Origin of the sequence: Streptomyces sp. Y7, from assembly GCF_043195415.1 — a bacterium.
Lineage (GTDB): Bacteria > Actinomycetota > Actinomycetes > Streptomycetales > Streptomycetaceae > Streptomyces.
This window is the reverse complement of sequence record NZ_JBIDDQ010000008.1, coordinates 191,209-204,240: the sequence shown is the minus strand read 5'-3', so window position 1 is coordinate 204,240 and position 13,032 is coordinate 191,209. Positions and strand designations below refer to the sequence as shown.

Below are 13,032 nucleotides of genomic sequence, written 5' to 3'. Positions count from 1 at the left end.
GGCGATGCGGTGTCCTGCCTGTCCTACTCCGACAGCTCCCACACCGCGTACGCGACGGCGTCGCTGTTGCGGTCGAGGGCGGTGTCGTTGATGTTGGACGTCGTGTCGCAGGACGAGTGGTAGCAGCGGTCGAAGGACTGCCCGGCCGTACCGCCCCACTTGGCCACCTGGGCGGCGGTCTTCGTGCGGCTGGCTCCCGTGAACAGGCCGCCCACCGGGACCCCGGCGCTCTTGAACGGCGCGTGGTCGGAACGGCCGTCGCCCTCGGTCTCGATCTCGGTCGCGACGCCGAGGCCGGCGTAGTAGTCCTTGAAGGTCTTCTCGATCGCGGGGTCGTCGTCGTAGACGAAGTAGCCGGGGTTGGGCGAGCCGATCATGTCGAAGTTCAGATAGCCGCTGATCTTCGCGCGGTTGGTGGAGGAGAGGTTGTTGACGTAGTAGCGGGAGCCGACGAGCCCCAGCTCCTCCGCGCCCCACCAGGCGAACCGCAGATGCTTGGTGGGGTGGTAGCCGGCCCGCGACACGGCGAGCGCGGTCTCCAGGACGGCCGCCGAGCCGGAGCCGTTGTCGTTGATGCCGGGGCCGGAGGAGACGCTGTCGAGGTGGGATCCGGCCATGACGACCTGGTTGGTGTCGCCGCCGGGCCAGTCGGCGATCAGGTTGTATCCGGTGCGGCCGGAGGACGTGAACTGCTGGATGGACGTCGTGTATCCGGCGGCGTCCAGCTTGGCCTTCACGTAGTCGAGGGACGCCTTGTAGCCGGGGCGGCCATGGGCACGGTTGCCGCCGTTGGCTGTGGCTATGGACTGGAGCTGGGTGAGGTGGGCCTTGACGCCGGCCACGGGGATGTCGGGCGCGGCGGCCAGGGCCTCGGCTCTGGGCGCCGCGTCGGCTATGGATCCGCCGGTCAGGAGTGTGGCGGTCGCGACGGCGGCTGCCGCCGACGCCCGCCAGGAGACGGAGAGCTTCATGGTGGGGGGCTCCGAATTCCTTGGGGAATCACGGGGATTCCTCAGTGAATGGGGTGCCTGGATGGTGAGGGTGAGTCTGACTGTCCGTCAAGAGCGCTATTCGGACGGGATGTTCGTATAGGGAAAACCCTGGGGGCACCGGCGCGTAAGCGCGTGCGTCAGCGCAAGCGATCACTGCGCACGTCGGCCCCCGCGCTCACGCCACGCGCCGCCCCCCTCGCGATCACGCCACGCGTCGCCCCCGCGATCACCGCACACGTCAGCCCCCGCGTCACTGCACGCAGAACTCGTTCCCCTCCGGGTCCGCCATCACCACCCACTCTCCCGACGGCTCCCGGACCCGCCGCAGCACGCCGGCTCCCAGCCCTTCCAGCCGCTGGACCTCGCCGTCGCGTTCCCCGGCCGCCGTGTGCACATCGAGGTGGAGCCGGTTCTTGACGGTCTTCTCCTCCGGAACGCGCTGGAACAGCAGCCGCCGCCCCAGCCCGGTGCCGCTGTCCTTGTCGTAGGGGTCGTCGGGATGCCGTACGGCCACGAGGTCCCGGAAGGCGAGCCGGGCGTGGAACTCGACAACGGCCTCGCGCGGCAGCGCGCCGAGCTCCAGCAGCCGTTCGATCAGGGCGTTGTTGTCCTCGACCTCGTAGTGCAGCACGGCGGCCCAGAAGTCGGCCTGGGACTGGGGGTCGGCGCAGTCGACGACGAGCTTCCAGTGCAGGGGCGCCGGAGCGGTCGCGGGTCGTGAGGTCGCGGGTTCCTGAGTCATGCGACCACTCATAGGGGGTGGGGGAGCGGGGCCGCAACGGGAATCGCCGGTCGGCGGCGCGGGGCCGCCGACCGGTGTGCGCGGGCCCGCCGGCCGGTGTTCGCGGGTCAGGCGTCCACCGCGGCCGACGTCGGCTTCTCCCGGTCGCCGCTGGGCTGCACAACGACGGGCGGGATACTGATCGCGGCCACCCTGGCCCGCCGCGCGGATCGCCACGCGTCCGCCGTGAGCAGCGTCAGTGCCAGCCAGACCAGCGCGAACCCGGCCCACCGCTCGGCCGGCATGGCCTCGTGGAAGTACGCGACGCCGATCAGGAACTGGAAGACCGGGGCCAGGTACTGCAGCAGTCCCAGTGTCGAGAGCGGCACCCGGATCGCCGCCGCGCCGAAGCAGACCAGCGGCAGCGCGGTGACGGCGCCTGCGGCCGCGAGCAGCGCCGCGTGCCCGAACCCCTCGGTGGTGAAGGTCGACTTCCCCTGTGCCGTCAGCCAGGCCAGATATCCGACCGCGGGCAGGAACTGGATCGCGGTCTCCGCGGCCAGCGACTCCACGCCACCGAGATTGACCTTCTTCTTCACGAGCCCGTAGGTGGCGAAGGAGAAGGCGAGGACCAGGGAGATCCACGGCGGTCGGCCGTACCCGACGGTCAGCACGATCACCGCGGTGAGGCCGACGCCGACCGCCGCCCACTGCACGCGCCGCAGCCGTTCCTTCAGGAGCAGCACGCCCATGGCGATGGTGACGAGCGGATTGATGAAGTACCCGAGCGAGGCCTCGACGACATGGCCCGAGTTCACGGACCAGATGTAGACGCCCCAGTTGACGGTGATCACGGCCGCGGCCACGGCGACCAGCGCGAGGCGCCGCGGCTGCCGGATCAGCTCACCGGCCCAGGCCCAGCGCCGTACGACGAGGAGGACGGCCGTCACGAAGACGAGGGACCAGGCCATCCGGTGGGCGAGGATCTCGACCGATCCGGCGGGTTCCAGCAGCGGCCAGAACAGGGGGAACAGTCCCCAGATCCCGTACGCCGCGAAGCCGTTCAGCAGACCTATGTGCCGCTCGCCCTTGGACTTCCCGGTCACGGCCCCTCCTTCGTGCCCTCATGTGGCCGCGTCCCTACGTCGGCCCGCACGAAGGTAACGCCGAAAGCCCTCGCATGTCATGCCCGTATCGCCATACGGTCATGACATGCGAGGGAGAGTGCCCGGATGCGGTCGGGGGTGAGTCGGCTCCTCGTGGGGCTGGCCTGGGGGAAGTCCCGGCCGAGCCCGGAGGCTCAGCCCTTCAGTGCGGCGGCGATCGCCTCGGAGACCGGCGTCGTCGGGCGGCCGGCCAGGCGGGACAGGTCCCCGCTGTCGACGACCAGTTCGCCCTTCGCCACGGAGGCGTCCACGCCGGCTAGGACCGCGGCCAGGGGCTCCGGAAGTCCGGCGCCGGCCAGGATGCCGGTGAACGCCTCGACGGAGACGGGGTGCTCGGCGATCTCCCGGCCCGTCTGCCGGCTCAGCTCGGCGGCGTACTCGGCGAAGCTCCAGGCGGTGTCGCCGCCCAGCTCGTACGTCTGGTTCTCATGGCCCTCGCCGGTCAGTACGGCGACGGCGGCGGCCGCGTAGTCGGCGCGCGACGCGGAGGAGACGCGGCCCGTGCCGGCGGCGTGGGTGACGGCGCCGTGCTCCAGGACCGGTGCGAGGTTCTCGGTGTAGTTCTCGTGGTACCAGCCGTTGCGCAGCAGGGTGTACGGCAGCCCGGACTCCAGCAGCGCCGCCTCGGTGCCGCGGTGGTCGTCGGCGAGGGCGGCGGTGAGGCTGCCGGGGGCGCTGGTGTAGGCGAGCAGGGCGACGCCGGCGGCCTTGGCGGCGTCGATGACCGCCTTGTGCTGGCCGACGCGGTCGTTGCCGACCTCGCTGCCGGAGATGAGCAGCACCTTGTCGCCCGCCGCGAACAGCCCGTCGAAGGTCTCGGGGGCGTTGTAGTCGGCGACGGCGAGACGTACGCCGCGTTCGGCGAGGTCGGCGGCCTTCTCGGGGGTGCGGACGACGGCGGTCACCTGGTCGGCCGGGACCTGCTGCAGCAACTGCTCCACGACGTGGCGGCCGAGATGTCCGGTGGCTCCGGTGACGACGATGCTCATGATCAGAACTCCTTGTGGGGTGCGGTGGCACTAACCCTAGGAGGTGCGCTAACTCAGCGAAAGTACCCACTTTGAAGTAAGGTACTGACATGGCAGTAAGTGACGTGCGGGGTGTGACCGCGAGCAAATACGACACCGGCGAGCAGATGTGCCCGCACCGGCTGGTGCTGGAGCACGTCACCAGCCGCTGGGGTGTCCTCGTCCTGATCGAGCTTCTCGACCGCCCCTACCGCTTCAGCGAACTGCGCCGGGCGATCGGCCGGGTCAGCGAGAAGATGCTGACCCAGACCCTCCAGACCCTGGAACGCGACGGTTTCGTCCACCGCGACGCCAAGCCGGTGATCCCCCCGAGGGTCGACTACTCCCTCACCGACCTGGGCCGCGAGGCGGCGGAACGGGTGCGGGGGCTCGCGCTGTGGACCGAGGAGCGGATGGCGGAGGTGCAGAAGGCGCGGGAGGTGTACGACGCGCGAAAAGGCGGCTCTGATCAGGGGTGATGTGACTCCCCGGGCTTCGCCGGCAGGAATGCGTACGGCGCCTGGGGGCACACATATGTCAGGGCGTTGGTCGACATGCGAGACACATCCTTCCATGCGCCCCCTCTCCGCCTCCCGCGCCGCCGTTGACTGACGGGCAATGTGGAGGCGGAGTGCTACGCCCACCGTGCACTGCCCAGCGAGTCACCGCACGGTGCACGGCCACCGGATCCAGGGGGACGGCTTGACATGGCCACACAGAATCTGGCCGCGCGCAGTATCGGTTCTGCAGTCGCGGCGTGCCTCGCTGTGTTACGGGCCCCGTTCGCGCGTGAGGAGCGCCGGCGGCGCCAGGAGGACCTCATGGCCGAGCTCTTGCGCCAGCTCACGCTCATGACGGAGGAGATCCACCGAGCGAATCTCATCCAGCACTATCGGCTCGTCGTGGATCAGCTGGACCGGGCAATCGAGGACCCCACTCTCGCCGCCGCCGTCAGCACGCTGACCGATATCTCGGAACGCAAGCGCCGGGCGATGCTCTACGCCAATCGGGAATGGGGGATCCTGCTGCTCGCCCACCGGGTCGGCGCGGTGGACTGGGACGAACTGCTCGGGACGCTGCGCGTCCTGTGCCGCAACAAGGTCTTCGCCGAGTACTGGGAGCGCACGGTCGAGCACCGACGGAGCCTGCCGGCGGAGTCGTTGGATGCGCGGGTCGGCAAGGCGGTCGATGCCATGATCGACGAATTGGCGGACGATCCGGATGAATGGTGGATCGTCGGGCCCGTGACCGATTAGGCGTCCTGGTGACCGAACGGTTCGATGTGACGTTCACTCGAAAGAGTGGTTTATGGGGTGCGCGGCGCCCCTCTTGTCAATGCATCTCGGGGGTCACCGTGACCCCGGGGCGTGGCGATCGTTAGTAGCTGCCCCTTTGACCCGGGGTCTGGCGGCCCCGAGAGGGGACCGCACTTGGCGCGCATCGAGACCCAGTCCGCCCGCATCCTCCGACGTCTCGGGGACTCTCCTCGCAAGCGGGGTAGCTACTCCGGCGAAACCTGTCCGGATCTCTTTGAGTTGTCCGACGGTAATTTCGCCGTCATTGGCACCGAAGCCACCGTAGACCTCGACCCCCATCTCCCCCCGGACGCGGCCCGAGCGGACTACGAGCGCATCGTCGTGATCACACGGGACACCCTCATCCGCGCCAAGAAAGACATCCCCGACGCATGACATCGACGTGACGGACAGGGCCTGGGCGCCGCAGCGTCCAGGCCCTTCGTCATGTCGGTGATCGGTCGGCTGTCAGCCGACCACCGTCCAGGTGTCCCCACCCGCCAGCAACTGCGCCAAGTCCCCCTTGCCGTTCTGTTCGATCGCCGAGTCCAGCTGGTCGGCCATCTGGGTGTCGTACACCGGGCGTCCCACCGAGCGGAACACGCCGATCGGGGTGTGGTGCAGGGTGTCCGGGTCGGCCAGGCGGGACAGGGCGAAGGCCGTGGTCGGGGACGCGGAGTGGGCGTCGTGGATCACGATCTGCGACTCGTTCTCCGGCGTCACCGTCACGACGCGCAGGTCACCCGTCTGCGCATCGCGGACCACACCGCGCGAACCGTCGGTGCCGAAGCGGATCGGCTGCCCGTGCTCCAGCCGGATCACCGCCTCCTCGGCCTGCTGCTTGTCCTTGAGGACCTCGAAGGCACCGTCGTTGAAGATGTTGCAGTTCTGGTAGATCTCGATCAGCGCCGTGCCCTTGTGGGCGGCCGCCTCGCGCAGGACCTGGGTGAGGTGCTTGCGGTCGGAGTCGACCGTGCGGGCCACGAACGACGCCTCCGCGCCGATCGCGAGGGACACCGGGTTGAAGGGCGCGTCCAGCGAACCCATCGGCGTCGACTTGGTGATCTTGCCGACCTCGGAGGTCGGGGAGTACTGGCCCTTCGTCAGCCCGTAGATCCGGTTGTTGAACAGCAGGATCTTGAGGTTGACGTTGCGGCGCAGGGCGTGGATCAGGTGGTTGCCGCCGATCGACAGCGCGTCGCCGTCACCCGTGACCACCCACACCGACAGATCCCGGCGCGAGGTCGCGAGCCCCGTCGCGATCGCCGGCGCGCGGCCGTGGATGGAGTGCATCCCGTACGTGTTCATGTAGTAGGGGAAGCGCGACGAACAGCCGATGCCCGAGACGAAGACGATGTTTTCCTTGGCCAGACCCAGCTCCGGCATGAACCCCTGGACCGCCGCGAGGATCGCGTAGTCACCGCAGCCGGGGCACCAGCGCACTTCCTGGTCGGACTTGAAGTCCTTCATGGACTGGCGGGCCTCGGCCTTGGGGATGAGCGAGAGTGCCTCGATCGTGCCCGTGCCTTCCGTGGTCGTCTCAGGCATCGATGGCCTCCTTGAGAGCCTTGGCAAGCTGTTCCGCCTTGAACGGCATGCCATTGACCTGGTTGTACGAGTGGGCGTCCACCAGGTACTTCGCCCGGATCAGGGTGGCGAGCTGACCGAGGTTCATCTCGGGGATCACCACCTTCTCGTAGCGACCGAGTACCGCGCCCAGGTTGCGCGGGAACGGATTCAGATGGCGTAGATGTGCCTGCGCGATCGACTCACCCGCGGTGCGCAGACGGCGTACGGCGGCGGTGATCGGTCCGTACGTGGACCCCCAGCCCAGCACGAGCGTCCTGGCCTCGTGCGGGTCGTCGACCTCCAGGTCGGGCACCTCGATGCCGTCGATCTTGGCCTGACGGGTGCGGACCATGAAGTCGTGGTTGGCCGGGGCGTAGGAGATGTTGCCCGTGCCGTCTTCCTTCTCGATGCCGCCGATGCGGTGCTCCAGACCCGGTGTGCCCGGGATCGCCCACGGTCGGGCCAGGGTCTGCGGGTCGCGTTTGTACGGCCAGAAGACCTCGCTGCCGTCGTCCAGGGTGTGGTTCGGACCCTGTGCGAACTGCACGGTCAGATCCGGCAGCTCGTCCGGCTCCGGGATCCGCCACGGCTCGGAGCCGTTGGCCAGGTAGCCGTCCGACAGCAGCATCACCGGAGTGCGGTACGTCAGCGCGATCCGCGCCGCCTCCAGCGCCGCGTCGAAGCAGTCGGCCGGCGTGCACGGGGCGACGATCGGGACCGGCGCCTCGCCGTTGCGGCCGAACATCGCCTGCAGCAGGTCCGCCTGCTCGGTCTTGGTCGGCAGACCGGTGGACGGCCCGCCGCGCTGGATGTCGATCACCAGCAGCGGCAGCTCCAGGGAGACCGCGAGGCCGATGGTCTCCGACTTCAGCGCCACACCCGGGCCGGACGTCGTCGTCACCGCGAGCGAGCCGCCGAAGGCCGCGCCCAGCGCCGCGCCGATGCCCGCGATCTCGTCCTCGGCCTGGAAGGTCCGTACGCCGAAGTTCTTGTGCCGGCTCAGCTCGTGCAGGATGTCCGAGGCCGGGGTGATCGGATACGAGCCCAGATACAGCGGCAGGTCCGCCTGGCGGGACGCGGCGATCAGCCCGTAGGACAGCGCGAGGTTCCCGGAGATGTTCCGGTAGGTGCCGACCGGGAAGGCCTTCGTCGCCGGGGCGATCTCGTAGGAGACGGCGAAGTCCTCCGTCGTCTCGCCGAAGTTCCAGCCCGCGCGGAAGGCGGCGATGTTGGCCGCCGCGATGTCGGGCTTCTTGGCGAACTTCGACTTCAGGAACTTCTCGGTGCCCTCGGTCGGACGGTGGTACATCCAGCTCAGCAGGCCCAGCGCGAACATGTTCTTGCTCCGCTCGGCCTCCTTGCGCGTGAGGTCGAACTCCTTCAGCGCCTCGACCGTCAGCGTCGTCAGCGGCACCGGGTGAAGGCTGTATCCGTCGAGCGAGCCGTCCTCCAGCGGAGAGGCGGCATAGCCCACCTTCTGCATCGCCCGTTTGGTGAACTCGTCCGTGTTGACGATGATCTCCGCGCCTCGCGGAACATCGGCGAGGTTGGCCTTCAGGGCCGCCGGATTCATCGCCACCAGCACATTCGGCGCGTCGCCCGGGGTCAGGATGTCGTGGTCGGCGAAATGCAGCTGGAACGAGGAGACGCCCGGCAGGGTTCCGGCCGGAGCACGGATCTCGGCGGGGAAGTTCGGCAGCGTCGACAGGTCGTTGCCGAAAGTCGCCGTTTCCGAGGTGAAGCGGTCGCCGGTGAGCTGCATACCGTCGCCGGAGTCCCCCGCGAATCGAATGATGACTCGGTCCAGCCGGCGGACGTCCTTCGTCCCTGCCGGTTTGCGCTGCTCTCCCACGACGGCTTCGTCGGCCTGCTCCGATGGGCTACTGACCTGGCTGGTCACTGAACTGGACCTCCTTCGAGGCGGCTGTCTGGGCTGGCCTTCCCGCAAGCCTTCCCAGGATCAACCCTACGTCCGCAAAGGTCGCCCTCCCTGGGCCATTCGCATGACGGACATGGATCTGAGCCTGCTCGCCACCCTGACTTGTCATGATTTACACGCCCCCCGGCGCTGCTTTTGAAGACGCTCCCTGTTGTTTGTTCGGTTGCCGTGTCTGCGTCCGTCCGGTGGACGCCGCGGAGCGGTCGCCCACTTCACTGACACGGGATCGGTACGTCAGGAGTTCAGGTAGGTGAGGACCGCGAGCACGCGCCGGTGGTCCCCGTCGCTCTGGGACAGCCCGAGCTTGAGGAAGATGTTGCTGACGTGCTTCTCGACCGCGCCGTCGCTCACCACCAGCTGCCGGGCGATGGCCGAGTTCGTCCGCCCCTCCGCCATCAGCCCCAGGACCTCCCGCTCCCGAGGGGTGAGCCCCGCGAGCACGTCCTGCTTACGGCTGCGGCCCAGCAGCTGGGCGACGACCTCCGGGTCGAGCGCCGTACCGCCCTGAGCGACCCGCACCACCGCGTCCACGAACTCCCTGACCTCGGCCACGCGGTCCTTCAGCAGATAGCCGACGCCCCGGCTGGAGCCTGCCAGCAGCTCCGTGGCGTACCGCTCCTCCACGTACTGCGACAGCACGAGTACCCCGAGACCGGGGTGTGCCTTGCGCAGCAGCACGGCCGCCCGCACCCCCTCGTCGGTGTGCGTCGGCGGCATCCGTACGTCCGCGACCACCACGTCCGGCAGCTCGCCCTGGCCGTCCAGCTCCGTGATGGTCTTGACCAGCGCCTCGCCGTCTCCGACCCCTGCCACGACCTCGTGCCCACGGTCGGTCAACAGCCGGGTCAGCCCCTCCCTGAGCAGCACCGAATCCTCGGCGATGACCACCCGCACCCTGTCCTCCACGATCCTCGGCCCCCCGAGCCTTGGCATTCGGCCGAGCGCGCCCCGGCCCTGTCGTCCCTAGCGACCTCAGTATCCCGCGATCGGCTCGTGCGTACCGGGCCTGTGGATAACCTGCGCGACACAGTTCGGATCGCGTGGGCACAAAGGGGGCGACTTCGGGGCGCGTGCTCCGGGAGTTGCTTGCGAACAAACGAAAAAACCGGCAAAAGGAAAGCCGGTAAACGGAAGGCCCGCGACCGGAACTCCGGCGACCGGAACTCCGGCCACCGGAAACTCTGCCGACGGAAATCCGGCACGCGGAAATCCGGCCCCGAACCAACCGGAGCCGGATCCCACCTCACCGGGCGCGCGATCCAACGACACGCCCCCAGCAACAACAGCAACAGCAACAGCAACAGCAACAGCAGTAACAGCGGCCGTAACGACTCGTGCCGTACGGCCAGGCGCCGCCCGGACTACACGGTCCGCCAGGGCAGCTCCGCCGTGACCCGGGTCGGCCCGCCGACCGGCGAGTCCACGACCAGGATCCCGTCCACCGCGTCCAGCCGTTCCGCCAGTCCCGACAGGCCCGAGCCGCCGGAGGTGGCCGCGCCGCCTATCCCGTTGTCCACGACCTGCAGCATCAGCCGGTTCTCCACCCGCCACACATCCACGGCCGCCCACGTGGCCCGCGCATGCTTGCTGATGTTCTGCAGCAGCTCCGACACCGTGAAGTACGCGATCCCCTCGATCGCCGGCACCGGCCGCTCCTCCAGGTCGACCTGGACCTCCACCGGCACCGTGCAGCGCGAGGCCACCGCCGACAGGGCCGCGTCCAGACCGCGGTCGGTCAGGACCGCCGGATGGATCCCGCGGGCCAGATCGCGCAGCTCCTGCAGCGCCGTCTTCACCTCGCCGTGCGCCTCGTCGACCATGCGTGCCGCCGCCTGCGGGTCCTCAGCCAGCTTCTCCTTCGCGAGGCCCAGATCCATGGCCAGGGCCACCAGCCGGGCCTGGGCACCGTCGTGCAGGTCGCGCTCGATGCGCCGCAGGTCGGCAGCGGCCGTATCGACGACGACACCGCGGTCGGACTCCAGCTCCACCACGCGCGTGGCCAGCCTCGACGGCCCGAGCAAGCCGTGCACCATCAGCCGGTCCACCGTCGTCAGCGCCCGCACGATCCACGGCGTGGCCAGCGTGAACAGCAGGCCCACCAGCGCGGTGACCGTGATCTCGAACGGGTTGTCGAGGTAGAAGCGGTGCGTCTCGTCGCCGTAGATCTGCAGACCGTCCTGACCGGCCCACATCGGGAAGACCCAGAACCACAGCGGGTACGTCAGCAGCGCCCAGCCGTACACCCACACGTTCAGCGCGACGACGAACGAGAACACCGCCCACGGGAAGTGCAGCACCGAGTAGAGGAGGGCCCGCCAGGACGTCCCGCTCTTCAGTACGGCGCCCATCCACGCCATGAAGCCGCGCCGGCGCATCCGCAGCGGCTCGGGGTCGGCCACCTCCAGGCCGAGCAGCGCACGCGCGCGTACCCGCTCCAGCGCCCCGAAGCCGCGGCAGCCCGCCAGGCCCGCCGCCAGCACCGGGATGCCGAGGAACGTCACCAGCAGGCCCGCGCCCAGCGACACCATCGTGATGGCGTACACGAACAGCAGGATGCTGATCGGCAGGCTCAGCAGCACATAGCCGAACTCGCGCCAGCTGCGTGCCTCGAAGGGCGCCCGCAGTCCGGCCGGCAGCCGGTGCCGTCGCTCGCCGCCGTGCTCGGGGAGGCCGCGCTCGGGCAGACCGAGCCCGTGCCCGTGCCCGTAACCCTGTCCGTACTCCGTGGCCATCGGCTCGTCCGTTCTCCTCGTACCGTCAGCCCCGCCGGGGCTGTGCCGTCGTACCTCCACCCTCCTGGGCCGCAGGTCCACGGAACATGGAGGCCGTCGGCGTCTTGAACGGGGGGTTTTCCCTACCCCTGCCCGGGGGTGCGGTCCCGCCAGGGCAGTTCGGCCGTCACGGTCGTGGGTCCGCCGCGCGGCGACTCGATGACGAACAGCCCGTCCACCGCCTCCAGCCGGTCGGCGAGCCCGCGCATGCCGGTACCGCCGTCCAGGCGCGCGCCGCCGCGACCGTCGTCCCAGACCTGGATGAGCAGCCGGTCGTCCGACCGCCACACGTCGACCGAGGCCGACTTCGCCATGCTGTGCTTGCTGACGTTCTGCAGCAGCTCGGAGACCGTGAAATAGGCGATGCCCTCGATGGCCGCGACCGGTCTGGCCAGGAGATCGACGGTCACCTTCACCGGCACCGTGCAGCGCGAGGCCACCGCCGACAGGGCGGCGTCCAGGCCCCGGTCGGTCAGGACGGCCGGATGGATGCCGCGGGCCAGATCACGCAGCTCCTGCAGTGCGAGCTTCACCTCGCCGTGCGCCTCCTCGACCATCGAGGCCGCGGCGTCCGGGTCCTCGAGCAGCTTCTCCTTGGCCAGGCCAAGGCCCATGGCGAGGTTGACCAGTCGGGCCTGCGCCCCGTCGTGCAGATCGCGCTCGATACGCCGCAGATCGGCGGCCGCCGTGTCCACGACGACCCCCCGGTCCGACTCCAGTTCGGCGATACGGCGCTCCAGCTCGTCGGAGGGCGACAGCAGTCCGCGCACCATCGCCCGGTCCGCGTTCGCCAAACCCCGCGCGATGAACGGCAGCACCGGCCACAGCACGAACAGCGAGGTCAGCGTGATGACGAAGGTGAGGATGCCCCAGGGCAGGCGGATGAAGTCGTACAGGATCGTGCGCCAGCCGACCGGGTCCTTCAGCGCCAGCCACAGCTGCGGGAAGAAGCCGTCCTTGCCGCCGCGCAGCGGCAGCGGGCTGGGCTCGGCCACCTCCACGTTCAGCAGCGCACGCGCGCGTGCGCGCTCCATCTTGCCCAGCTGCCGGGCGCCCACCAGGCCCGCCGCGAGCAGCGGGAAGCCGATCACCGTCAACGTCAGCAGGGCGCCGGTGAACAGCACCACCGCGACATAGGTGAAGCCGAGCAGAGCCAGCGGAAGGTTCGCCAGAAGGTGGGCGATCTCCTTCCAGGTCTGCCGGTCGTAGGCGAAACGGGCCGGTGGCAGCGGCTGCTGCTCGCGTTCGGGCCGCCGGGAGGCGTCCCGCGCGGGGCTGGGGCGTTCGGTCATATGGGCTAGCGTGCCGCGCGGCGGGCCGCCGCGCCATGGAGCGGACCGCCGCGATCTCCGGGGGAAAACCCCACCCCGAGCCCCACGTCGAGCGCCACCTCGAGCCTCACGTCCAGCGCCACGCGAGCACCACCCTGAGCCCGACCCCGAGCCCGACCGTGCGCACTCCCGAGCATCACCCGAGCCCGACCGTGCGCACTCCCGGCGCGTCGCTCCTTGTCGCCTCGCGCGTCTCGACGAGATCTCAAGGTGTGACGGGCTGCTTACGCTCTCTTTAGCA

General features: G+C 69.5%; 12 protein-coding genes. 3 read left to right on the top strand and 9 right to left on the bottom strand.

Annotation, left to right across the window (positions count from 1 at the left end; all coding sequences use genetic code 11):
* Positions 1–23: 23 nt before the first annotated feature.
* From ACGFW6_RS22295 to ACGFW6_RS22280, 4 genes are all read right to left on the bottom strand, one after another.
* Positions 24–971: a M28 family metallopeptidase gene (locus tag ACGFW6_RS22295; protein WP_393512406.1), complete on the bottom strand. Its 948-nt coding sequence runs from the start codon at positions 969–971 to the stop codon at positions 24–26.
* Between the two features lie 271 nt (positions 972–1,242).
* Complete coding sequence (locus tag ACGFW6_RS22290) at positions 1,243–1,734, bottom strand: VOC family protein (protein WP_393512403.1); 492 nt, start codon at positions 1,732–1,734, stop codon at positions 1,243–1,245.
* 107 nt (positions 1,735–1,841) lie between these two features.
* Complete coding sequence (gene rarD / locus ACGFW6_RS22285) at positions 1,842–2,819, bottom strand: EamA family transporter RarD (RefSeq protein ID WP_393512400.1); 978 nt, start codon at positions 2,817–2,819, stop codon at positions 1,842–1,844.
* Between the two features lie 194 nt (positions 2,820–3,013).
* Positions 3,014–3,868 carry an SDR family oxidoreductase gene (locus ACGFW6_RS22280; protein ID WP_393512397.1) on the bottom strand — a complete coding sequence of 285 codons (855 nt, stop codon included), beginning with the start codon at positions 3,866–3,868 and terminating at the stop codon, positions 3,014–3,016.
* Positions 3,869–3,957: 89 nt separating this feature from the next.
* Between ACGFW6_RS22280 and ACGFW6_RS22275 the strand changes: the two genes are divergently transcribed.
* From ACGFW6_RS22275 to ACGFW6_RS22265, 3 genes are all read left to right on the top strand, one after another.
* Positions 3,958–4,365, top strand: a complete 408-nt coding sequence (locus ACGFW6_RS22275) for a winged helix-turn-helix transcriptional regulator (RefSeq protein WP_393512394.1) — start codon at positions 3,958–3,960, stop codon at positions 4,363–4,365.
* A 228-nt stretch (positions 4,366–4,593) separates the two neighbouring features.
* Entirely contained in the window at positions 4,594–5,142 is a 549-nt protein-coding gene (locus tag ACGFW6_RS22270) for a DUF6082 family protein (protein ID WP_393512391.1), read from the top strand.
* 174 nt (positions 5,143–5,316) lie between these two features.
* Positions 5,317–5,577, top strand: coding sequence for a hypothetical protein (locus tag ACGFW6_RS22265; protein ID WP_393512389.1), 261 nt, complete (start codon positions 5,317–5,319; stop codon positions 5,575–5,577).
* 72 nt (positions 5,578–5,649) lie between these two features.
* Here ACGFW6_RS22265 and ACGFW6_RS22260 read toward each other — a convergent pair whose 3' ends face one another.
* The 5 genes from ACGFW6_RS22260 to ACGFW6_RS22240 all read right to left on the bottom strand — a co-directional run bounded on the left by ACGFW6_RS22260 (position 5,650) and on the right by ACGFW6_RS22240 (position 12,752).
* Positions 5,650–6,729, bottom strand: a complete 1,080-nt coding sequence (locus ACGFW6_RS22260) for a 2-oxoacid:ferredoxin oxidoreductase subunit beta (protein WP_393512386.1) — start codon at positions 6,727–6,729, stop codon at positions 5,650–5,652.
* Positions 6,722–8,650 carry a 2-oxoacid:acceptor oxidoreductase subunit alpha gene (locus tag ACGFW6_RS22255; protein ID WP_393512383.1) on the bottom strand — a complete coding sequence of 643 codons (1,929 nt, stop codon included), beginning with the start codon at positions 8,648–8,650 and terminating at the stop codon, positions 6,722–6,724. Before ACGFW6_RS22255 ends, ACGFW6_RS22260 begins: the two co-directional genes overlap by 8 nt.
* Before the next feature lie 273 nt (positions 8,651–8,923).
* Complete coding sequence (locus ACGFW6_RS22250; RefSeq protein ID WP_383420530.1) at positions 8,924–9,622, bottom strand: LuxR C-terminal-related transcriptional regulator; 699 nt, start codon at positions 9,620–9,622, stop codon at positions 8,924–8,926.
* Between the two features lie 428 nt (positions 9,623–10,050).
* Complete coding sequence (locus ACGFW6_RS22245; protein WP_393512378.1) at positions 10,051–11,421, bottom strand: sensor histidine kinase; 1,371 nt, start codon at positions 11,419–11,421, stop codon at positions 10,051–10,053.
* A gap of 122 nt (positions 11,422–11,543) precedes the next feature.
* The gene (locus tag ACGFW6_RS22240) at positions 11,544–12,752 is read right to left on the bottom strand and encodes a sensor histidine kinase (protein WP_393512375.1); all 1,209 of its coding nucleotides are present in this window, start codon (positions 12,750–12,752) and stop codon (positions 11,544–11,546) included.
* Between the last annotated feature and the right edge of the window lie 280 nt (positions 12,753–13,032).

Coding starts and splice junctions, on each gene's coding strand:
- ACGFW6_RS22290 (WP_393512403.1), bottom strand. CDS start 1,734: ATGACTCAGGAACCCGCGACCTCACGACCCGCGACCGCTCCGGCGCCC.
- ACGFW6_RS22295 (WP_393512406.1), bottom strand. CDS start 971: ATGAAGCTCTCCGTCTCCTGGCGGGCGTCGGCGGCAGCCGCCGTCGCG.
- ACGFW6_RS22245 (WP_393512378.1), bottom strand. CDS start 11,421: ATGGCCACGGAGTACGGACAGGGTTACGGGCACGGGCACGGGCTCGGT.
- ACGFW6_RS22280 (WP_393512397.1), bottom strand. CDS start 3,868: ATGAGCATCGTCGTCACCGGAGCCACCGGACATCTCGGCCGCCACGTC.
- ACGFW6_RS22260 (WP_393512386.1), bottom strand. CDS start 6,729: ATGCCTGAGACGACCACGGAAGGCACGGGCACGATCGAGGCACTCTCG.
- ACGFW6_RS22240 (WP_393512375.1), bottom strand. CDS start 12,752: ATGACCGAACGCCCCAGCCCCGCGCGGGACGCCTCCCGGCGGCCCGAA.
- ACGFW6_RS22270 (WP_393512391.1), top strand. CDS start 4,594: ATGGCCACACAGAATCTGGCCGCGCGCAGTATCGGTTCTGCAGTCGCG.
- ACGFW6_RS22275 (WP_393512394.1), top strand. CDS start 3,958: ATGGCAGTAAGTGACGTGCGGGGTGTGACCGCGAGCAAATACGACACC.
- ACGFW6_RS22250 (WP_383420530.1), bottom strand. CDS start 9,622: ATGCCAAGGCTCGGGGGGCCGAGGATCGTGGAGGACAGGGTGCGGGTG.